We start from the raw sequence: 19,714 nt of genomic DNA, 5'->3' as shown, positions 1-19,714 counted from the left end.
GGAAGGGGATTGCCGCGCTGTCTGGCAAAGCCCCTGCCCCCGCGCAAGCACCGATCCGACGAACGACTTGATTGCCGCCGCGCAAGGCGGCATCGCACCGGGTGATGAGTGCTGACTGGACCTCCGCCCTGACCCGTGCGCAGGCGCACGCACCGTTCCTTGAGCGCGGGCTTGAGCAGCTGCCACAGCTGCAAGCGCTGCTTGCGGCGGGGCGAGGCGAAGAGGCTCTGGCCTGGGTCAAGGCGGCAGGAGCCGATGCGCCCGATACCGGATCGGCCTTGCGGCGCGAAAAATCGGCGCTGGCTCTGGCGCTGGCGATCGGCGATCTTGCCGGTGCCTTTCCGCTCAGCCGGGTGGTGCAGGAACTGTCGGACTTTGCCGACCGTGCACTCGATGCCGCGATTGCCGCCGCGATCCGCGCGCGGGTGCCCGATGCCGAGCCCGCCGGGTTCATCGCCCTGGCGCTGGGCAAGCACGGCGCACGCGAGCTCAACTACTCGTCCGACATCGACCCGATCCTGCTCTACGACCCGGCGACACTGCCCCGGCGCGAGCGCGACGAGCCCGGCGAGGCGGCGCAGCGGGTGGCGCGCACTTTGATGCAGTTGATGAGCCACGTTGACCATGAAGGCTATGTCTTCCGGGTTGATCTGCGCCTTCGGCCCGCCAGCGAGGTCAGCCCGCTGGCGATCCCCTATGAAGCGGCGCTGACGCACTATGAGAGTTCGGCTTTGGCGTGGGAGCGGGCCGCCTTCATCCGCGCCCGAGCCTGCGCCGGAGACGTGGCAGCGGGCGAGAGCTTCCTTGCCGCGATCCGGCCATTCGTCTGGCGGCGCAGTCTCGATTTCGGAGCGATCGCCGAAATCGGGCGGCTGACCCGGCGGATCCGTGCCAACCATTCCGGCCCGCTCCGCCCCGGCCCGGGGTTCAACCTCAAGCAGGGCCGCGGCGGGATCCGCGAGGTCGAATTCTTCGCCCAGACTCACCAGCTGATCCACGGCGGGCGCAACCCCGCGCTGCGGCTGCGCGGCACCCGCGCCAGCCTCGATGCACTGGCCGCAGCCGGGCTGATAGATCCCGAGGACGCCCGGGTGCTGGGCGAAAGCTATGACCGGCTGCGGACGCTGGAACACCGGCTGCAGATGGTCGCCGACCAGCAGACCCATTCACTTCCCGCCGAGCCCGCCGCGCTCGACAATGTCGCCCGGCTTGAAGGACTGCCCGATGGCGCGGCACTGGTGGCCGAACTGGACGCGATCACCGAGGCGGTCGGAACCCGCTATGACCGGCTGATCGCACAATATGCCGAAGATGATGCCGGCAGCGCCGCCCCGGCACCGGGCGGCGCGGCGCTGGAGGACAAGCTGGCCGAACTGGGTTTTGCCGATCCGGCCGGGCTCTGTGCCCGGATCGAGGGCTGGCGCAGCGGCAAGTTGCGCGCGCTGCGCAGCGACGCCGCGCGTGAGGCGTTCGATGCCATGCTGCTGCCCTTGCTCGCCGCTTTCGCCAAGGGGCCGGAGCCGGAGCGGGCGCTGCTGCGCTGGGAGCAATTGCTGACCAACCTGCCGAGCGCAGTCAACCTGTTCCGCCTGCTCGAGGCGCGGCCGGCGCTGGGCGAGCTGCTGGCCCGGATCCTGGGCCTCGCCCAGCCGCTGGCCGATGCACTGGCGCGCCGGGCCGACCTGCTCGACGGGCTGTTCGATGCCTCGGCCTTCGATCTGCCCGGATCGGTCGATGACCTGGTCTCGCAGCTATCCGCCGGCGAGGCCGACGACGATTATGAACGCTTGCTCGACCGGGTCCGCCGCCGGGTCGGCGAACTGCGCTTCAAGCTGGGGGTGCAGCTGATCGAAGGCAGCCGCGATCCGATGGCGGTCGGCCAGGCGCTGAGCCGGGTCGCCGAAGCCGCGCTGGCGGTGCTGGCCGAGGCGGCGACGACCGAGTTCGAGAAAGTCCATGGCCGGGTCCCCGGCGGGGCATTGATGATCATGGGCTATGGCCGGCTGGGCGGCGGCGCCTTGACCCACGCCTCTGACCTTGACCTGGTGTTCCTGTTCACCGGTGAACATTCGGCCGAGAGCGACGGAGCCCGGCCGCTGGGGGCGACGCTCTATTTCAACCGGTTGGCGCAGCGGGTCATCGCGGCACTGTCGGTCCCGACTGCCGAAGGCGCGCTTTATGAGGTCGATACCCGGCTGCGGCCTTCGGGCGCGCAAGGGCCGATCGCGGTAAGCCTCGACGCGTTCGAGCGCTATCAACGCGAGGCGGCCTGGACCTGGGAGCACATGGCCCTGGCGCGGGCGCGGGTGCTGCATGGGCCGATCAAAGGGCGCGCGGCGCTGAATGGAATTGTCCATTCCGTGCTGGAACTTCCGCGCGATCCGGCCAAGCTGCGCGGCGATGTGCTGGAAATGCGGCGGACCATGGCCGAGCACAAGCCCGCGAAGAGCCCGCTCGACGTCAAGCTCGCGCGCGGCGGACTGGTCGACATCGAATTCATCGTCCACTTCCTGCAATTGCGCGATCATCGCGCGCTGGTTCCGGCCATCCCCGATGCGCTGGCCGAACTGGCTGATGCCGGGATGATCGATCCGGCCATCCGCACGGCGCACCGCACGCTCGGCCGGTTCCTGATCGCGGCGCGGCTGCTCCTGCCCGAAGGGGAAGAACCACCGCCCGCGGCGCGCGCGGTGCTTGCCAGCGCCTGCGAATGCGAGGATTGGACCTGCCTGACCGACAAACTGGCCGAATCGCGCCGCACCGTGGCCCAGGCCTGGCAGGCAACTTTCGGTGAAGACCTGGAGATCGAGTGATGACCATTGCCCCCGGCACTGCCCTGCCCGACATCGCCCTGACCGCGCCCGACGGCAGCCCGCTGCACCTGTCCGACTTCGCCGGGCAGAAGCTGGTGCTGTTTTTCTATCCCAAGGATGACACCCCAGGCTGCACCACCGAGAACCTCGACTTTTCGGCGCTCTCGGCCGAGTTCGCCAAGGCCGGCACCGCGCTGCTGGGGATCAGCAAGGACCCGCCGAAAAAGCACCAGAAGTTCATCGCCAAGCACGGCCTGACCGCGCCGCTGGCCAGCGATCCCGAGGAAGCCGGCCTGTCCGACGCATTGGGATTCTGGACCGAGAAATCGATGTACGGGCGCAGCTACATGGGCATGGTCCGCTCGACCGTGCTGGTCGATGCGGCGGGCAAGGTCGCCCAGGTGTGGAGCCCGGTCAAGGTCAAGGGCCACGCCGCCGAAGTCCTGGAAGCCGCGAAAGCGCTGTGACTTCGCTCGCCGCGGCGATCCGAGCCGCCCTGCTCGAAACGGAGCCCCGCACCAAGGTGATGCGGACCCGGGCGCTGGTCCGGGGCTGGCGCAAGGGCGCGCTGGAATTTCGCTTTGACGTGGCGATGCCCGATGAGCCGGGGCGCCCGGACCGGCCCGAACTGCTGCCGCCGAGCCGGATGCCCAAGCGCAGCAAGGGCGGATCGGAACGCGGGCGGATCGCGCTGTGGCATTCGCTGGCCCACATCGAATTCGTCGCGATCGACCTCGCGCTCGACATGGCCGGGCGATTCGGGGCCGAAATGGGCGATCGCTTCGTCTCGGACTTTCTCACCGTTGCCGCTGACGAGGCGATGCATTTCGCGCTGATCGAGCGGCATCTTGCCACGATGGGAAGCCATTACGGCGCGCTGCCAGCCCATTCGGGCCTGTGGGATGCAGCGCAGAAGACCGCCCATGACGTGGCGGCGCGGCTGGCGATCGTCCCGATGGTGCTGGAGGCCCGCGCGCTCGATGTCACACCGTCAACGCTGGAACGGGTTCGGGCAAGCGGCGATCTTCGCGGTGCAAAAATCCTGAGTCGCATACTTGACGATGAAATCGCGCACGTTCGCTTCGGCACAAAGCATTTCGTCGCTCTCGCCGGGATTCGCGGCGAATCCCCCGAAAACCTATGGAAAAGCATGGTCTCGCGCTATTTCGGAGGGGCCGTTAAGCCACCGTTCAACGACTCAGCGCGTCTTCAAGCCGGTTTACCGCGCAGTTTCTACGCCGGGGTTGAATAGGTAACCCATGCCCGGTTAGGCCCCCTCTCGAGATGGCGGGGGGCTTACCGACTTCTCAACACACGAAGTGCCGGTTTGGTTCCCAGATCGGCAACAGGGTTCGCAAACCCCGAAAATCGGGGCGCAAATAAGGTAGTTTGAGTGGTCGCTATTTCGTTTTTTGCAAAGGCTCGCGGCATCGCCGGCATGGTTGCCGCGCTCACCGGTCTGACCTTTGCCAGTCCCGTTCTCGCCAACAGCTCGGCCAATGCCGATGTCGCAGCCCCGCTGCGCGCCGCCCAGGCCGCCAAGGCACCGCAGGGCGGAGATGATGAATTCCGCCGCCTGTTCAACGGCTGGAAGCAGATGGACAGCCGCCAGCTGGTCATGAACCCCGCGCCGACGATCACTTCCGCCCCCGCCCCGTCGGCCATGGCAGCCCGCACATTCGCCCCCTCCAAGGTCGCGATCCCCTCGCGCAATCCGCTTGATGGCGCTTCGCTGACCTCCAGCTACGGCATGCGCACCCATCCGGTGCTCGGCGGCCGCCGCGCGCACAAGGGTGTCGATCTGGCCGCGCCGACCGGCACCCCGGTCTATGCCAGCGCCGATGGCGTGATCAGCCGCGCCGACTGGTTCTCCAGCTATGGCCTGTACATTTCGATCGAGCATGGCGGCAACATCCAGACCCGCTACGGCCACCTTTCGCGCCTGAACGTCGCGGCTGGCCAGCCGATCAAGAAGGGTGACCTGATTGGCTATGTCGGTTCGACCGGCCGCTCGACCGGCCCGCACCTGCACTATGAAGTCCGCATTGCCGGCACCGCGGTCAACCCGGTGCCCTACATGAACGGCACCGGCGTCTATCGCCCGGCCTCTTCGCCCGCCGCGGTTGCGATGGGCGGCGGCGACGACGGCGAGATCGACTGACAATTTATCGTCCGGCACCGGGCGCAGAACCCGGGCCGGGATGGCTTCCGGGAGGATGCTGGGAAGAAGGCGGCCAAGGCCGCCTTTTTCTTTGTGCGCATTTGTCCGCCTCACGGCGGAGCGGACAGGCATCCGCCTGTCCTTGCAACACCGACCCGCTCTCGTGTCACGAGATCGCGAGAACGTCCGGGGGACGTTTTCGTCGGGGCGCCCCAACCACCCACAGGGTACCTTTATCGGGTGGTTGGGCAGGGGGAGCGGGCCGGTGTTGCAAGCTGATCGCGGAGGCGATCAACTCACAATGCCAGCAACTCTCTTCTTGCACCATTTAATCGTGCGGTTAAACTCTCCGCAAGCGGCTTTGACCGCAGCAGGAGAGTGATTCAGATGCATCCTTCGATCCATGCCAGGACCCAGCCGGACCGCCCCGCGATCATCATGGCCGGGAGCGGCGAGACGGTTACCTTTGCCGAGCTCGACCGGCGCTCCAACCAGGTCGCCCAGCTGCTCCGCGCGCGCGGGATCAAGATCGGCGATACGGTTGCGCTGTGCATGGAAAACCACCCGTGGTTCTTCTGCCTGACCTGGGGGTTCCAGCGCTCGGGGGTTCACTATGTCGGCATCTCCAGCCGCCTGACCCCGCCCGAAATCGCGTATATCCTGGAAGACAGCGGCGCGAAGATCCTGTTCGGATCGGCCTATCTCGCCCCGACGCTGGATGAAGTGGCCAAGCTGGCCCCGCAGGTCGAGCAGCTGCGCTTCGACACACCGGGGGCCATGTCGGCCGAGGATGCGCTGGCCGCGATGCCCGCCACCCCGATTGCCGACGAGCGCGCCGGGGTCGACATGCTCTATTCCTCCGGCACCACCGGGCGGCCCAAGGGGGTCAAGATCCCGCTGCCCGAGGATCCGGCGATCGACCAGGCCAATGCCCTGGTCGGCCTGACCATGATGGCTTTCGGGATCAAACCGGATTCGGTCTATCTGTCCCCCGCCCCGCTTTATCACGCCGCGCCGCTGCGCTGGTCGATGACGATCCAGAAGCTGGGCGGCACCGTGGTGGTGATGGAAAAGTTCGATCCCGAGGCGGCCCTTGCCGCAATCGAGAAGTACAAGATCACCGATGGCCAGTTCGTGCCGACCCATTTCGTGCGGCTGCTGAAACTGCCCGAAGAGATCCGCAGGAAGTACGATACCTCCACCCTCAAATGCGCGATCCACGCCGCTGCACCCTGCCCGGTGCCGGTCAAGCAGGCGATGATCGAATGGTGGGGGCCGGTGCTCTACGAATATTACGCCGGAACCGAAGGCAACGGTTTCACCTTCGTCACCAGCCAGGAATGGCTGGCACGGCCGGGTACCGTCGGCCGCGCGCTGACCGGGATCGTGCGGGTCTGCGACGAGAATGGCGACGAAGTGCCGCGCGGGACCGAGGGGCAGATCTTCTTTGAACCGACCGAAGGCATGGTCCCGTTCGAATACCACAACGATCCGGCCAAGACCGCAGACGCCCGCAACAAGCACGGCTGGAGCAGCCTGGGCGATGTCGGATACGAAGACAAAGACGGCTATGTCTTCCTGACCGACCGCAAGAGCTTCATGATCATCTCGGGCGGGGTCAACATCTACCCGCAGGAGATCGAGAACCTGCTGGTCACCCATCCCAAGATCGCCGATGCCGCCGTGATCGGCGCGCCCGATCCGGAAATGGGTGAGAAGGTTGTGGCCGTGATCCAGCCGCTCGACATGGCTCAGGCCGGACCGGAACTGGCCGACGAGATCCGCGAATACCTCTCTGGCCAGCTCAGCCGGGTCAAGATGCCGCGCCAGATCGACTTCCGCGAACAGCTGCCGCGCGAACTGACCGGCAAGCTTTACAAGCGGTTGCTGCGCGATGAGTACAAGGAAGCCTACGAAAAGGCCCAGGCGGGAGCATGAACGCGATGACCGGACCAACCGCTTCGCCCGAAGACTCAATCGCGGTAATCGATCCCAAGTCCTATGCCGATTGGACCACCGCGCTCGACCTGTTCGACCGGCTCCGCGCTGAAACCCCGGTGGTGCGGATCGAAAGCCCGAGCGGCGAATTCGATCCGTTCTGGCTGCTGACCAAATATGACGACGCGATGCGGGTCTCGAAAGAGAACGCCAAGTTCCTCAATGCCCCGCGCGCCACCGTGTTCACCAACAAGACCGGTGAGGCCTTTGCCCGTCAGATCACCGCCAGCCAGGGCGAGGAAAGCCCCAATCTGGTGTCCTCGCTGGTCGTACTCGACGCGCCCAAGCACCCCAAGTTGCGGCGGCTGACCCAGGAATGGTTCATGCCCAAGAACCTGCGCAACATCGAGGCGCAGATCCGCGAGCTGGCGGTCAAGACTGCCGACCGGTTTGTCGCGGCCGGGCCGGAATGCGATTTCGTGCCGCTGGTCGCCGCGCCCTATCCGCTGCACGTGGTGATGCAGATCCTCGGCGTGCCCGAGGAAGACGAACCGCGGATGCTGTTCCTGACCCAGCAGATGTTTGGCGGGCAGGACGAGGAACTCAACAAGAGCGGCATGGCCGATCTGACGCCGGAGCAGATCCTTCAGATCGTGACCGGCGCGGTCGCCGATTTCGAGGCCTATTTCGAAGGCCTCGCCGCCGAGCGCCGCGCCAACCCGACCGGCGACGTCGCCTCGATCCTCGCCAATGCGGTGATCGACGGCGAACCGATCAGCGCGCGTGACCGGGCCGGCTATTACATTATTGTCGCCGCTGCCGGGCATGACACGACCAGCGCCAGCACCGCCGGGGCGATGCTCGCCCTCGCCCAGGATCCGGAGCAGTTCGCCCGGGTCAAGGCCGACCGCAGCCTGGTGCCGGGGATCGTTGAAGAAGCGATTCGCTGGACCAGCCCGGTTCAGCACTTCATGCGCACCGCGGTGGAAGACACCCAGTTCGGCGACGTGACGGTCAAGGCCGGGGACTGGCTGATGATCAACTATGTCGCCGCCAATCACGATCCGGCCCAGTTCCCGCAGCCGCGCAAGTTCGACGCAACGCGCGAGGCGAACCGCCACCTCGCATTCGGCGCGGGCGCGCACCAGTGCCTCGGGCTGCATCTCGCCCGGCTGGAAATGCGGCTGCTGTTCGAAGCCCTGCTCGACCGGATCGATTCTATCGAACTGGCGGGTGAGCCGCGCCGGGCCAAGAGCACCTTCGTCGGCGGACTCAAGACCCTGCCGCTGCGGATCAAGGCGAGCTAGGCGGCCTTCTGCAGGTCCGCGCTAACCCGTGCCGTGGTGCGCGGGCGGGGGGCAGCCTGCGCTTGCACCACGGACACGGGCGCGGGGCTGGCCGGGGTTTCACCCCAGCCGGCGGGGACTCCGGGAACGCTGGCCAGCCAGGCGATCCAGTCGAACTTGGTGGTTGCTTGGTCCATGAGCGATGATTCTCATGGGCGTATTTCAGCGGTGTGACGGCGCTGGCACTTCGCGCCATTCCCTCGGCGCCAGACCCTCCAGGGTCCAGTCGCCGACTGCCCAGCGGACCAGCCGCAAGCACGGCAAGCCGACCGCCGCGGTCATCCGCCGGACCTGCCGGTTGCGGCCTTCGCCGATGGTCAGCCGCAACCAGCTGTCGGGCACCGATTTGCGGAACCGCACCGGCGGATCGCGCGGCCACAGTTCGGGCGGATCGATCGCTTCGGCCTTGGCGGGGCTGGTCATCCCATCGTTCAGCCGCACTCCGCGGCGGAGTTGCTCGAGCGCCGCTTCATCCACACTGCCTTCGACCTGGACAAGGTAAGTCTTGGCCAGCTTGAACCGGGGATCGGCGATCCGCGCCTGCAGCCGGCCATCGTCGGTCAGCAGCAACAACCCCTCGCTGTCCCGGTCGAGCCGCCCGGCCGGATAGACCCCCGGCAGCTTGATGAAATCCGACAGCGTCGCGCGCGGCGATCCCGCCGTTCCCGCGTCGGTGAACTGCGAAAGGACGTTCATCGGCTTGTTGAACAGGATCAGCATGGCGGGGCCGGGATCAACCCAGCAACCGCCGCGCAATCGCCCGCACTTCGTCGCGCATATCTTCACGTTCCAGCGCAATCGCCAGGGTCGCTTCGACGAAGCCGGTCTTGCTGCCGCAGTCATAGCGCTTGCCGGCGAAAGTCACCGCGTGGAACGGCTGTTGGCCGATCATCTGGGCCATGGCGTCGGTCAGCTGGATCTCGCCGCCTGCGCCCTTGCCCTGATGCTCGAGCACCCGCATCACTTCGGGCTGGAGGATATAGCGGCCCGAGATGATCAGGTTGCTGGGCGCGTCTTCGCGCTTGGGTTTTTCGACCAGGCCCTTGACCTCGGTCAGCGCGCCGTCGCGCTTGCCCGGGGCAATCACGCCATAGCTGGAAACCTCTTCCTCGGGAACTTCGAGCACTGAGATCAGGTTGCCGCCCACCTCGTTATAAGCCTCGACCATTTGCTTCATGCAGCCGGTGGAGCCCTTGTGGGCGATCATCAGTTCGTCGGGCAGGAAGATCGCAAAGGGTTCATCGCCGACAATCGCCCGGGCGCACCAGATCGCGTGGCCCAGCCCCATCGGCACCTGCTGGCGCACGGTGACGAGGTTGCCCGGCTGGATCCGGGTCGGCTCGAGCACGTCGAGCGCCTTGTCGCGGTCCTTCATCGTGGTTTCGAGTTCGAAGGCCATGTCGAAGTGTTCGACGATCGCGGTCTTGCCCCGTCCGGTCACGAAGATCAGCTGCTCGATCCCGGCCTCGCGCGCTTCGTCGACCGCGTACTGGATCAGCGGACGATCGATGATCGGCAGCATTTCCTTGGGGATCGCCTTGGTTGCGGGCAGAAAGCGGGTGCCAAGCCCGGCCACCGGGAACACGGCTTTCTTGATCGGCTTGCGAAGTGAACTGTCGGTCATGCGCGGCCTTTAACCATGTTCCTGTTGCAACGGGGTTAAAGCGGCTTCGGGCGAAGGGTGCAACCGCTGGATTGATGCGGTGAGGTTCGGTTGTTTGGCACTTTCCGATTGGTTCACGCAAAGGCGCAGAGAAGAAGGGAGAGGCGCAGAGAGGAGAGTCATGCGGCTAAGCCGCTTTTAAACCGCTACCATCAGGTTCTGCGCGAAGCTCGTGATCGAATGCGGCTTCGCCGATCGCGCGGCACCTCTGCGCCTCCCCCTTCTTCTCTGCGCCTCTGCGTGAACCATCCTTCCTTCTTCTTGCCGCCCAAAAGTTTCCCGCTAAACGGAACATCATGGACAAGATCATCATCGAGGGCGGCAAGCGCCTTTCCGGCACCATTCCCATCTCCGGCGCGAAGAATTCGGCGCTGACGCTGCTGCCCTGCGCGCTGCTGACCGAAGAGCCGCTGACGCTGCGCAACCTGCCGCGGCTGGCCGATATCGACGGGTTCCAGCACCTGCTCAACCAGTTCGGGATTTCGACCAGCATCGCCGGCAACCGCCCGGGCGATTTCGGCCGGGTGATGACGCTGGAAGCGCCGCGGATCACCAGCTCGGTCGCGCCCTATGAACTGGTCCGCAAGATGCGCGCCTCGATCCTGGTCTTGGGCCCGATGCTGGCCCGGATGGGCGAAGCAACCGTTTCGTTGCCCGGCGGCTGCGCGATCGGCAACCGCCCGATCGATCTGCACCTGAAGGTGCTCGAAGCAATGGGCGCGACGATCGAACTCGCGGCGGGCTATGTGAAGGCGATCGCCCCCGATGGCGGGCTGCCCGGCGGGCGCTATTCGTTCCCGGTGGTCTCGGTCGGCGCGACCGAGAACGCACTGATGGCGGCGGTACTCTGCACCGGCAAGACCGTGCTCCACAACGCCGCGCGCGAACCGGAAATCGTCGACCTGTGCAAGCTGCTGGTGGCGATGGGCGCGCAAATCGAGGGGATCGGATCGAGCGATCTGACGATTCACGGTGTCTCGCGCCTGCACGGCGCGACCTATCGCGTGATGTCCGACCGGATCGAGGCCGGATCCTATGCCTGCGCCGCCGCGATCACCGGGGGCGAAGTGTTCCTGCAGCACGCCGTGGCCGAGGAAATGGATGCCACCCTGCAGGCGCTGCGCGATGCCGGGGTCCATGTCGAGCCCAAGAGCGGCGGGATCCAGGTGGCCAGCGACGGGAAGCTCAAGGCCGTAACCCTTGCCACCGCGCCCTACCCCGGCTTTGCCACCGACATGCAGGCCCAGCTGATGGCGATGCTGTGCCTGGCCGAAGGCAGCTCGGTGCTGACCGAGACGATCTTCGAGAACCGCTATATGCACGTCCCCGAACTCAACCGGATGGGCGCGCATATCGAAACCAAGGGCCGCACTGCCGTGGTCCACGGGGTCGAAAAGCTGACCGGCGCCGAAGTCATGGCCACCGACCTGCGCGCCTCGATGAGCCTGGTGATCGCCGGCCTCGCGGCAGAGGGCGAGACGCAGGTGCACCGACTCTACCACCTCGACCGCGGGTACGAGCGGCTGGAGGAAAAGCTGGCCCTGGTCGGCGCGCAGATCGAACGGGTTGGCGGGGATTGAGTCGATCCGTTCGCCAGACGCTCAAGCCGGACACGGCACGTAGTGAAACTCGATCAGATAGACATTCTCGCCCCGGCCATGCCGGGCGGTTGCGAACAGGTCTTCGCGGTCTTCAAACCCGGAAATGCGGGCGAGTTCGTCGGTGACCGCTTCGGGCTCGATCTCGCGGACCGAGGTGACGTGAATGTGCCCGTCCGCCAGCTTGTAACGGCCCCCGGTCTTGACCCTGGCGTTCTGCCAGATGCGAATGCTGCAGGTGATTTCGGCCGAGACAATCCGTTGGCGCAGTTTGCGTGCGAATTGCATGGTTCCTCCCATTCCACATGGCCAGCGACTAAGCCAGCCGCTCCGCCAGCCAAGCCACCAGCCAGACCCTGATCGCCCCCGCCAGCCCCGGCGGAACCGGGGCCTTGATCCGCTCGGCATCGATCCGGGCGACCAGGGCGCTGATCGGCAGTCCTTCGGCTGCGGCGGCCTGCTTCAGCAGCTCCCAGAACAGCGGCTCGAGGCTGATCGAGGTCTTGTGCCCGGCGATCTCGATCGAGCGTTTGCGCGGGGGGTGGTAGGGGGTGGTCATCATGCGATTCTATCCGATCCTCTCCGTTTTTGCGAAGCACAAACGGGGAGGTGGCAGTTCCGCAGGAACTGACGGAGGGGCTTCTGGGCTGGCGTCGATACCCCTCCGTCACCGGTTGGCCTTCGGCCGACTTCGTCTCGCGGCGCCACCTCCCCATTTGCCCCTTCGACAAGCTCAGGGGAAAATGGAGAGGACCTTGGCGGTCGCTGGCCGAACCCAGATACGAAAAATTCGGGGTGGCCCGCTTTACCCCCCACCCCTACACCCGGCGCCATGTCCACCGGCTATCAGTCCCTGACCGAAAAGGAGAAGCAGACGCTGCGGCTGCTGGTGACCGGCTATGACGCCAAGAGCATGGCCCGGCATCTGGGGCTTTCGGTCCACACCATCAACGAACGGCTGCGCGAAGCGCGGCGCAAGCTGGCGACATCTTCCAGCCGCGAGGCCGCGCGGCTGCTGCGCGAGCTGGAGGAGCAGGACCCCGAATTGTTGGGGGACAAGGCTTTGGGGGATGCTTCGGCACCGGCCCAAGCCCAAATTGCGCACCATCCCGGCCAGCGCCCCGGCATGGTGCCGCAGGCGGGCTGGATGATTGGAGGACTCGTCATGACTATGACAATGGCAATCCTGGCTGCAGTCGCGCTGGCCAGCGGCGGGGCAAGCGACGCAGGCGCAGCCAAGGAGGTTCCGGTCGCCGTCGAAGCATCGCAGCAGCAGGCCGAGCAAGCGGCCCGGCAGTTCCTGGCGCTGGTCGATGCGCGTAACTGGGAGGCAAGCTACGCTGCAACAGGTAGCGCGTTTCGCAAGAACAACACGCTCGAAGGATGGAGCAAGGCAGCACAGGACGCTCATGGCGCGCTGGGACCCGCGTTTTCGCGCGAGCTGATCACAGCCGATTTCGGCCCAGCTCCGCCCAATGGTTTCTGGAACGTCCGCTTCCGCAGCCACTTTGCCAGCGGGCGCGATGCGGTCGAGACGCTGGCGATGGCTTACGAGGATGGCAACTGGCGGGTGGTCGGCCTGTTGCTCGACTGATCGCGGAGGTAAGGGGTGGCCATGGAGTCCGGGTGTGACGGGAGGGCTTCGACAGGCTCAGCCTGAGCGGGAACGGAAGCGACCGCACCTCCGCTCATCCTGAGCCTGTCGAAGGATCAATACATGTGCTGGCCGCCGTTGATGCTCATGGTTGATCCGGTGACAAAGCCGCCGTTGTCGCTGGTCAGAAAGGCCACCCCGCGGGCGATTTCCTCGGCCTGGCCAAGCCGGCCGACCGGAATCTTCGCAACGATCTTTTCCAGCACCGGGGCAGGCACCGCGGCGACCATGTCGGTATCGATATAACCCGGGGCGATCGCGTTGACGGTGACGCCGTATTTGGCGCCTTCCTGGGCCAGCGCCTTGGTGAAGCCGTGGATCCCGCTCTTGGCGGCGGCATAGTTGACCTGGCCATATTGCCCGGCCTGGCCGTTAATCGAGCCGATGTTGACGATCCGCCCCCAGCCGCGCTCGCGCATACCGGGGAACGTCGCCTTGGCCATGTTGAAGCACCCGCCGAGGTTGATCCGCATCACCTCGTTCCAGTCGTCGAATGTCATTTTGTGGAGCACGCCGTCACGGGTCACCCCGGCGTTGTTGATGACGATATCGATCGGGCCATATTCGGCCGCGATGTCGTTGCAGTTGTGAATGCAGGCCTCGTGATCGCCGACGTCCCAGCGGATCGATGGGATCCCAGTGACTTCACTGAAGGCCTTGGCCTTGGCATCATTCCCGCCGTAGTTGGCGATGACGGTGTGGCCCTGCATCTTGAGGCGCTGGCAGATCGCCTCGCCGATGCCCCTGGTTCCGCCGGTGACGATTGCTACGCGTGCCATGATGCCAATGCCTTTCCCAAGACTGCCGTTACGGCATGCTTAGGCAGCGGCAATGCAGGCGGCAAGACTGCCGCATACGTAAAGGAGGCAGTTTTTTCGAATGCCTAGAAGCGGAACTGGGTGCCGACGTAAACGGCCTGATTGTCCTGCTTGCCATCGGTCAGGGGAACCAGACGGTCGCGGTCGGACGTGACCCGCACACCCGCGGTGACGTTGAGGTTGCGAGTGACGCGATAGGACCCGCCGACCCCGACAGTCTGGTCGGCTTGCTCGAAAGTCCGCGGGCTGCGCCCGGTCTTCTCGCGCTCTTCCAGTTCAACCTGCGGAGCAAAGCGCGAGGTCTTGGCCGGAGCGGTGCTTTGCTTGGGCTGATAGGCGGCAAGGTCAGGCATGTCCGGCAGGTTCATCCGCGGCCCGGGCGTGGCAGCCGTATTGCTGGCAAAGCTGCGATAGCCGCGCGCCGCGCCAAGGCTGTAGGCCGTCGGCGCGATGCCGAGCCCGCCCGGCTGGGCCTGGACAGCTTCGGCCGGGGTGGATGGCCGCAAGCCCAGCGCGGCCAGCGCGCGCGAATCAACCCGCACCGCCACGGTCACCGCACCATCGGGCCGAGCCGGTCCGGCTGCGGGGGTAAAGCGGAAGGTCCGGTCCTTGCTCAGCGCGCGAACGGTGATTGAGCGGGCCAGGCGAGGATCGACCTCGGCCGGTTCGAACCCGCCTTCGGTCACAAATGGTGCGGGTGCAGGCGAATCGAAATGGTTGGCAAAGGCCAGGACCGCCGAAGGGAGCGCGAGGAAGCCGACCGTCGCGAACAGCATCGCGGCCCCGGCAGCATTCCCGGGCTTGCGCTTGGTCGAGGCGGTCAGTGCGGTCACCAAAGCTCCTGCGGCGGGACGGTGGCTTCGCCATCCGGACGTGCAATTGTCGCGCAAAACGCGCGCGAATCCAAGCGGCATCTGCACCGGTCGGGCTGAATTGCCGGTTAACGGTGGGCCAGCCGCGACCATTCAGCCGGGGTTCACCGCGCCAACCGGTTATAGCGCCGCACAGCAGGCTTGCCGCGCCGCCCGCCTCGGCTATAGAGGCTGCGCACCAGCAAGTGGCTGGACTTTTGACCACAAGAACCCGGATGGAACGAATGACTGCCAGCACTTTCCGCAAAGCGAACATCCTGGGCCATGCCGCCCGCGCCGGCCTGCTCGGGCTGGCCGTGGTCTCGCTTGCTGCCTGCGGCGGAAAGGATCGCCCCAAGGCCGATCTCGCGGCCAGCAAGGTGACGACGATCGGCGTCAATTCCTACCTGTGGCGGGCCACGCTCGAAGCGCTGAGCTTCATGCCGCTGCTGCAGACCGACAGCAACGGCGGTGTGGTCGTGACCGACTGGTACGCCAACCCCAACAATCCGAACGAGCGGATGAAGGTTTCGGTGACGATCCTCGACCAGGATCTGCGCGCCGACGCCCTGCGCGTCGCTGCCAGCCGCCAGGTCCTGACCAACGGCGTGTGGGTCGATGCTCCGGTGGCCGCTGCTACCACCCAGAAGCTTGAAGACGTGATCCTTACCCGCGCCCGCGACCTGCGCCGTCAGGCTTCCGCGGGCAAATAACAATCAGCCCCCGGCGCCGCTGCCCTCCCGGCTTGCGCCGGGTCGGCAAGCCGTTAGAGGGGCCTCATGACTACCGAACGTTTCGATTCCGCCAGCGCCGATCCACGCTGGCAAGCCGCCTGGGACCAGGCGCAGACCTTCAAGGCCGATGACACTTCGGCCAAGCCCAAAAGCTTCATCCTGGAAATGTTCCCCTATCCATCGGGGCGCATCCACATCGGCCATGTCCGCAACTATACGATGGGCGACGTGCTGGCCCGCACCAAGAAGATGCAGGGCTTCGAAGTGCTGCATCCGATGGGCTGGGATTCGTTCGGAATGCCGGCCGAGAACGCCGCGATGGAAAAGGGCGTCCACCCCGGCGGTTGGACCCGCGACAATATCAAGGCGATGACGCAGCAGCTTAAGCGGCTCGGCTTTTCGTTCGATTGGACTCGCGAACTTTCGACCTGCGAGCCGGACTATTACGGCCATGAGCAGGCCCTGTTCCTCGACATGTACAAGGCCGGGCTGGTTTACCGCAAGGAATCGGCGGTCAACTGGGATCCGGTCGACATGACCGTGCTGGCCAACGAACAGGTGATCGATGGCCGCGGCTGGCGCAGCGGCGCGCTGGTCGAAAAGCGTAAGCTGAGCCAGTGGTTCCTCAAGATTACCCAGTTTGCCGACGATCTGCTGGCCGGGCTGGGCGAGCTCAAGAACTGGCCGGAGAAGGTCCGGCTGATGCAGGAAAACTGGATCGGCAAGAGCCAGGGCCTGAAATGCACCTTTCGCTTCGTCGACAGCCCGGACGGGATCGAGGTCTATACCACCCGGCCCGATACGATGTTCGGGGCGAGCTTCGTCGCGATCGCCGCCGACCATCCGTTCGCCCAGAAGATGGCCGCCAATGTGCCCGAGCTGGCGGCCTTCATCGAGGAATGCAAGCAGGGCGGCACCACGGCGGCCGAGCTGGAAACCGCCGAAAAGAAGGGCTTCAACACCGGCTATTCGGTCGAGCATCCGCTCAAGAAGTCATGGCACCTGCCGGTCTATGTCGCGAACTTCGTGCTGATGGATTACGGCACCGGCGCGGTGTTCGGCTGCCCGGCGCATGACCAGCGCGATCTCGATTTCGCCCGCAAGTATGACCTGCCGGTAACCCGCGTGGTGGCCGATGGCGACGAGACCGGTGCAAGCTTTGACGGCGACGAGGCCTATACCGGCCCCGGCCGGATCGTGAATTCGGACTGGCTCGACGGGATGACGATCGAGCGGGCCAAGGCCGATATCATCGCCAAGGCCCAGCACGACGGCTGGGGCCAGGCCGAAACCCAGTACCGCCTGCGCGACTGGGGCGTTTCGCGCCAGCGTTATTGGGGCACGCCGATCCCGTTCATCCACTGCGATGACTGCGGTGTTGTCCCGGTGCCCAAGAACCAGCTGCCGGTCGTCCTGCCCGAGGATATCGACTTCCAGACCCCCGGCAACCCGCTGCTGCGTCACCCCACATGGAAGCATGTCGACTGCCCACAATGCAGCAAGCCGGCCGTGCGCGAGACCGATACGCTCGATACCTTCGCGGATTCGAGCTGGTATTTCCTGCGCTTTGCCAGTCAGCCGGGCGGAAAGCCGTTCGACCCGGACGTGATCAAGCAATGGCTGCCGGTGGAGCAATATATCGGCGGGATCGAACATGCGATCCTCCACCTGCTCTACGCCCGGTTCTGGACCCGCGCGCTCAACCACATCGGCATGATCGATGTGAAGGAACCCTTCGCCAGCCTGTTTACGCAAGGCATGGTGACGCACGAGACCTATTCGCGGATCGATCCGGCCAATGGTGTGCCGATCTTCTTCTCGCCCGAGGAAGTCGGCCGCAGCGGCGAGGGCGCAACGCTCAAGGCCGATGGTCAGCCGGTCGAGGTCGGCCGGGTCATCAAGATGTCGAAGAGCAAGAAGAATGTCGTCGATCCGGATGACATCATTGCCCAGTACGGCGCCGATGCGGTCCGATGGTTCATGCTGTCCGACAGCCCGCCAGAGCGCGATCTGCCCTGGTCCGAGGCCGGGATCGAAGGCTGCGCGCGGTTCGTCCAGCGGCTGTGGCGCCTGTTCGGGCAATACGATGCCGCTGCCGTTGGCGAAGACAAGGCGATTGATCGCAAGCGCGATCAGACCGTGGCCGCAGTGGCCGAGGACATTGCTTCGCTCGGCTTCAACAAGGCCGTGGCGCGGATTTACGAACTGACCAGCGCGGTTGAGAAGGCCGCACCTTCGGCCAGCCGCTCGGCCGCGATCCGCACGATCCTGCTGCTGGTCGCGCCGATGATGCCGCACCTTGCCGAGGATGCCTGGTCGCAGATCGGCGGCGACGGTCTGATCGCAGACGCCGCCTGGCCGCCGGTCGATCCCGCGCTGCTGATCGATGACGAGGTGACCGTCGCGATCCAGGTGCTGGGCAAGCTGCGCGACACCCTGACCGTCGCCAAGGGCCTGCCCCGCGAAGAGCTGGAGGCGCTTGCGCTGGCTTCCGAGAAGGTCCAGCGTGCGCTTGATGGCAAGGCGGTGAAAAAGGTGATCGTGGTGCCCGACCGGCTGGTGAACCTGGTAGCATGATGCGGCTCGCGGCCCTCTGCCTGGCATTGCTGCTGTCCGCTTGCGGGCTGAAGCCGATGTATGCCGGCGGGGCATCGGGCACCGTGGCCCAGGGTCTGGCCGGGATCGAGGTTTCGACGATCGAGGGCAAATCCGGCTGGCTGATGCGCAATGCGCTGGTCGACCGGCTGGGATCGCCGAATTCGGGCGTCACCCCGCGCTTTCGGCTCGATGTGCGGCTTGACGACAAGGTCGAAGGGCTGGGCCTGCTGTCCGACGATACCGTCGCGCGCGAACGGCGGACGCTGCGTGCGCGTTACCAATTGGTCGATCTGGCCAGCGGCGAGATTGTGCTGGATGCCACCGCCGGATCCGATGCAGGGATCGACGTGGTCAGCAGCGAATATGCCACCATCGCCGCCGAGAATACCGCGCTGGAAAACCTGACCAAGCAGGTGGCAGACCGGATCGTCACCCGCGTCGCCCTGACTCTGCGCAACGGCGCGAAGTGAAGGCGACGAACAAGGACTTCAAGGGCCTGGCCCCACGCGCTGCACGGCAGGCCCGGGTGTTCTTCTTCTGCGGGCCCGACGATGCCGGGGCCAACGATGCCGCGCACACTATCGCCGCGCTGCTCGACGATCCGGGCGAGCGGATCGAGCTTGGCGGCGCGGAGCTGAAGCGCGATCCGGTCAAGCTGGGTGACGAGGCGCGATCGACTTCGCTGTTCGGGGAAAGCCGCCACATCTGGGTCCGTGCCTCGGGCGACGAAGCGCACGATGCGGTGCAGAACCTGATCGAAGGCGAGGTCGAGGGCTGTCCGGTGCTGATTGTCGCGACCAGCGCGAGCGACAAGTCGCGCACCGCCAAGCTGCTGGCCGGGCGCGACGATGCGCTGGTCGCGATGTTCTGGCCGCCGGACCTTCGCAGCGTGACCGGCGCGGTTCGCGACATGGCCGATGCCGCAGGAGTGACGCTGGGCGGTGACCTGGCCGAGCGGATCGCCCGCGCCGCGGCGCTCGATACCCGGCTGGCCCAGTCCGAAGTGACCAAGCTCGCGCTCTACCTCGACGCCAGCCCGCAGGCGCCGCGCCGGGCCGATGCCGAAGCGCTCGAAGCGATCGGCGCGCGGACCGAGGACGATGGCTTCGCCTCGCTGGTCAGCGCGGTGCTGGGCGGAGAGGCCGGTAAGGTCGGCGGCGAACTCAAGCGGATGCGCGAACTGGGGCTGAGCCCGGTCGGCGTCCTCCTTGCCTTCGAACGGCGCGCGGCCCAGCTGGCCCAGCTGGCGGCCAAGGTCGGCCCGCGCGGCGATGTCCAGGTGGTGCTCAAGGCTGAGGTCCAGGCCCGGCGGGTGTTCTGGAAGGACGAGCGCGAGCTGGGCGTCCAGGTCCGCCGCTGGCGCGGCAAGCGGCTGACGCGGCTGGTCGACAAGCTGATCGAACTGCACCGCGCGCTGCTGGCCAACAGCCAGAATGCCGAACTGCTGCTGGCCCAGGGCCTGACCGAAATCGCCCGGGCCGCCGCGCGCACTTGATCAGTCGCAGCGCGGACCCGCGTTCGGGGCCCGCGCTGCGCTCCA

Annotated in this window: 19 protein-coding genes; 12 read left to right on the top strand and 7 right to left on the bottom strand. The window is 66.0% G+C overall.

Translation table 11 applies throughout. The features are described 5' to 3' along the window. The first annotated feature begins 104 nt into the window (after positions 1 to 104). The 6 genes from B2V17_RS09460 to B2V17_RS09435 all read left to right on the top strand — a co-directional run bounded on the left by B2V17_RS09460 (position 105) and on the right by B2V17_RS09435 (position 8,219). Entirely contained in the window at positions 105 to 2,813 is a 2,709-nt protein-coding gene (locus tag B2V17_RS09460; protein ID WP_292997105.1) for a bifunctional [glutamine synthetase] adenylyltransferase/[glutamine synthetase]-adenylyl-L-tyrosine phosphorylase, read from the top strand. After that, positions 2,813 to 3,280 (top strand): peroxiredoxin, encoded by a 468-nt coding sequence (locus B2V17_RS09455; RefSeq protein WP_292997104.1) that lies wholly within the window; start codon positions 2,813 to 2,815, stop codon positions 3,278 to 3,280. Before B2V17_RS09460 ends, B2V17_RS09455 begins: the two co-directional genes overlap by 1 nt. Next, complete coding sequence (locus B2V17_RS09450; protein WP_292997103.1) at positions 3,277 to 4,065, top strand: ferritin-like domain-containing protein; 789 nt, start codon at positions 3,277 to 3,279, stop codon at positions 4,063 to 4,065. Before B2V17_RS09455 ends, B2V17_RS09450 begins: the two co-directional genes overlap by 4 nt. Before the next feature lie 186 nt (positions 4,066 to 4,251). Beyond that, the gene (locus tag B2V17_RS09445; RefSeq protein WP_292997102.1) at positions 4,252 to 4,974 is read left to right on the top strand and encodes a M23 family metallopeptidase; all 723 of its coding nucleotides are present in this window, start codon (positions 4,252 to 4,254) and stop codon (positions 4,972 to 4,974) included. Between the two features lie 387 nt (positions 4,975 to 5,361). Next, positions 5,362 to 6,912, top strand: coding sequence for an acyl-CoA synthetase (locus tag B2V17_RS09440; RefSeq protein ID WP_292997101.1), 1,551 nt, complete (start codon positions 5,362 to 5,364; stop codon positions 6,910 to 6,912). Between the two features lie 5 nt (positions 6,913 to 6,917). Next, entirely contained in the window at positions 6,918 to 8,219 is a 1,302-nt protein-coding gene (locus tag B2V17_RS09435; protein WP_292997100.1) for a cytochrome P450, read from the top strand. Here the strand turns inward: B2V17_RS09435 and B2V17_RS09430 are convergent. Genes B2V17_RS09430 through galU form a run of 3 tightly spaced genes read right to left on the bottom strand, consistent with a single transcriptional unit; the run spans position 8,216 to position 9,882 of the window. Further along, positions 8,216 to 8,395 carry a hypothetical protein gene (locus B2V17_RS09430; RefSeq protein ID WP_292997099.1) on the bottom strand — a complete coding sequence of 60 codons (180 nt, stop codon included), beginning with the start codon at positions 8,393 to 8,395 and terminating at the stop codon, positions 8,216 to 8,218. The genes B2V17_RS09435 and B2V17_RS09430 overlap by 4 nt on opposite strands. A gap of 25 nt (positions 8,396 to 8,420) precedes the next feature. Continuing rightward, complete coding sequence (locus tag B2V17_RS09425; RefSeq protein WP_292997098.1) at positions 8,421 to 8,978, bottom strand: pseudouridine synthase; 558 nt, start codon at positions 8,976 to 8,978, stop codon at positions 8,421 to 8,423. A 13-nt stretch (positions 8,979 to 8,991) separates the two neighbouring features. Continuing rightward, positions 8,992 to 9,882 (bottom strand): UTP--glucose-1-phosphate uridylyltransferase GalU, encoded by an 891-nt coding sequence (gene galU / locus B2V17_RS09420; RefSeq protein ID WP_292997097.1) that lies wholly within the window; start codon positions 9,880 to 9,882, stop codon positions 8,992 to 8,994. Positions 9,883 to 10,217: 335 nt separating this feature from the next. On the opposite strand from galU, the gene murA reads away from it, so the two are divergent. Then, the gene (gene murA, locus B2V17_RS09415) at positions 10,218 to 11,501 is read left to right on the top strand and encodes a UDP-N-acetylglucosamine 1-carboxyvinyltransferase (RefSeq protein WP_292997096.1); all 1,284 of its coding nucleotides are present in this window, start codon (positions 10,218 to 10,220) and stop codon (positions 11,499 to 11,501) included. 21 nt (positions 11,502 to 11,522) lie between these two features. Here the strand turns inward: murA and B2V17_RS09410 are convergent, their stop codons facing one another. Together B2V17_RS09410 and B2V17_RS09405 are read right to left on the bottom strand one after the other, a co-directional pair. Then, positions 11,523 to 11,807 (bottom strand): hypothetical protein, encoded by a 285-nt coding sequence (locus B2V17_RS09410; RefSeq protein WP_292997095.1) that lies wholly within the window; start codon positions 11,805 to 11,807, stop codon positions 11,523 to 11,525. A 28-nt stretch (positions 11,808 to 11,835) separates the two neighbouring features. After that, entirely contained in the window at positions 11,836 to 12,078 is a 243-nt protein-coding gene (locus B2V17_RS09405) for a ribbon-helix-helix domain-containing protein (RefSeq protein ID WP_292997250.1), read from the bottom strand. A gap of 273 nt (positions 12,079 to 12,351) precedes the next feature. Here B2V17_RS09405 and B2V17_RS09400 point away from each other — a divergent pair, with 273 nt between their 5' ends. Continuing rightward, entirely contained in the window at positions 12,352 to 13,113 is a 762-nt protein-coding gene (locus B2V17_RS09400; RefSeq protein ID WP_292997094.1) for a helix-turn-helix domain-containing protein, read from the top strand. Between the two features lie 116 nt (positions 13,114 to 13,229). Here B2V17_RS09400 and phbB read toward each other — a convergent pair whose 3' ends face one another. Then, positions 13,230 to 13,952 carry an acetoacetyl-CoA reductase gene (gene phbB / locus B2V17_RS09395; protein WP_292997093.1) on the bottom strand — a complete coding sequence of 241 codons (723 nt, stop codon included), beginning with the start codon at positions 13,950 to 13,952 and terminating at the stop codon, positions 13,230 to 13,232. A 104-nt stretch (positions 13,953 to 14,056) separates the two neighbouring features. Further along, positions 14,057 to 14,824 carry a hypothetical protein gene (locus B2V17_RS09390; RefSeq protein ID WP_292997092.1) on the bottom strand — a complete coding sequence of 256 codons (768 nt, stop codon included), beginning with the start codon at positions 14,822 to 14,824 and terminating at the stop codon, positions 14,057 to 14,059. Positions 14,825 to 15,087: 263 nt separating this feature from the next. On the opposite strand from B2V17_RS09390, the gene B2V17_RS09385 reads away from it, so the two are divergent. The 4 genes from B2V17_RS09385 to holA all read left to right on the top strand — a co-directional run bounded on the left by B2V17_RS09385 (position 15,088) and on the right by holA (position 19,669). Beyond that, on the top strand, positions 15,088 to 15,555 hold the full coding sequence (locus B2V17_RS09385; RefSeq protein WP_292997091.1) for a DUF3576 domain-containing protein: 468 nt from the start codon (positions 15,088 to 15,090) through the stop codon (positions 15,553 to 15,555). Positions 15,556 to 15,621: 66 nt separating this feature from the next. Next, complete coding sequence (gene leuS, locus B2V17_RS09380; RefSeq protein ID WP_292997090.1) at positions 15,622 to 18,153, top strand: leucine--tRNA ligase; 2,532 nt, start codon at positions 15,622 to 15,624, stop codon at positions 18,151 to 18,153. Then, positions 18,150 to 18,644: an LPS assembly lipoprotein LptE gene (gene lptE / locus B2V17_RS09375; protein WP_292997089.1), complete on the top strand. Its 495-nt coding sequence runs from the start codon at positions 18,150 to 18,152 to the stop codon at positions 18,642 to 18,644. The genes leuS and lptE overlap by 4 nt, the downstream gene beginning before the upstream one ends. Next, on the top strand, positions 18,641 to 19,669 hold the full coding sequence (gene holA, locus B2V17_RS09370; protein ID WP_292997088.1) for a DNA polymerase III subunit delta: 1,029 nt from the start codon (positions 18,641 to 18,643) through the stop codon (positions 19,667 to 19,669). Before lptE ends, holA begins: the two co-directional genes overlap by 4 nt. Positions 19,670 to 19,714 lie beyond the last annotated feature (45 nt).

This window comes from Novosphingobium sp. UBA6272 (genome assembly GCF_002440635.1).
In the GTDB taxonomy this organism is placed as follows: Bacteria; Pseudomonadota; Alphaproteobacteria; order Sphingomonadales; family Sphingomonadaceae; genus Novosphingobium.
This window is presented reverse-complemented; position numbering and strand designations above follow the sequence as displayed.

Bases quoted from the DNA above. Each gene is read 5' to 3' on its own strand.
- leuS (WP_292997090.1), top strand. From the start codon at position 15,622: ATGACTACCGAACGTTTCGATTCCGCCAGCGCCGATCCACGCTGGCAA.
- lptE (WP_292997089.1), top strand. From the start codon at position 18,150: ATGATGCGGCTCGCGGCCCTCTGCCTGGCATTGCTGCTGTCCGCTTGC.
- murA (WP_292997096.1), top strand. From the start codon at position 10,218: ATGGACAAGATCATCATCGAGGGCGGCAAGCGCCTTTCCGGCACCATT.
- B2V17_RS09435 (WP_292997100.1), top strand. From the start codon at position 6,918: ATGACCGGACCAACCGCTTCGCCCGAAGACTCAATCGCGGTAATCGAT.
- B2V17_RS09430 (WP_292997099.1), bottom strand. From the start codon at position 8,395: ATGGACCAAGCAACCACCAAGTTCGACTGGATCGCCTGGCTGGCCAGC.
- B2V17_RS09425 (WP_292997098.1), bottom strand. From the start codon at position 8,978: ATGCTGATCCTGTTCAACAAGCCGATGAACGTCCTTTCGCAGTTCACC.
- B2V17_RS09385 (WP_292997091.1), top strand. From the start codon at position 15,088: ATGACTGCCAGCACTTTCCGCAAAGCGAACATCCTGGGCCATGCCGCC.
- galU (WP_292997097.1), bottom strand. From the start codon at position 9,882: ATGACCGACAGTTCACTTCGCAAGCCGATCAAGAAAGCCGTGTTCCCG.
- B2V17_RS09460 (WP_292997105.1), top strand. From the start codon at position 105: ATGAGTGCTGACTGGACCTCCGCCCTGACCCGTGCGCAGGCGCACGCA.
- B2V17_RS09410 (WP_292997095.1), bottom strand. From the start codon at position 11,807: ATGCAATTCGCACGCAAACTGCGCCAACGGATTGTCTCGGCCGAAATC.
- B2V17_RS09405 (WP_292997250.1), bottom strand. From the start codon at position 12,078: ATGACCACCCCCTACCACCCCCCGCGCAAACGCTCGATCGAGATCGCC.
- B2V17_RS09445 (WP_292997102.1), top strand. From the start codon at position 4,252: ATGGTTGCCGCGCTCACCGGTCTGACCTTTGCCAGTCCCGTTCTCGCC.
- B2V17_RS09400 (WP_292997094.1), top strand. From the start codon at position 12,352: ATGTCCACCGGCTATCAGTCCCTGACCGAAAAGGAGAAGCAGACGCTG.
- phbB (WP_292997093.1), bottom strand. From the start codon at position 13,952: ATGGCACGCGTAGCAATCGTCACCGGCGGAACCAGGGGCATCGGCGAG.
- B2V17_RS09455 (WP_292997104.1), top strand. From the start codon at position 2,813: ATGACCATTGCCCCCGGCACTGCCCTGCCCGACATCGCCCTGACCGCG.
- B2V17_RS09440 (WP_292997101.1), top strand. From the start codon at position 5,362: ATGCATCCTTCGATCCATGCCAGGACCCAGCCGGACCGCCCCGCGATC.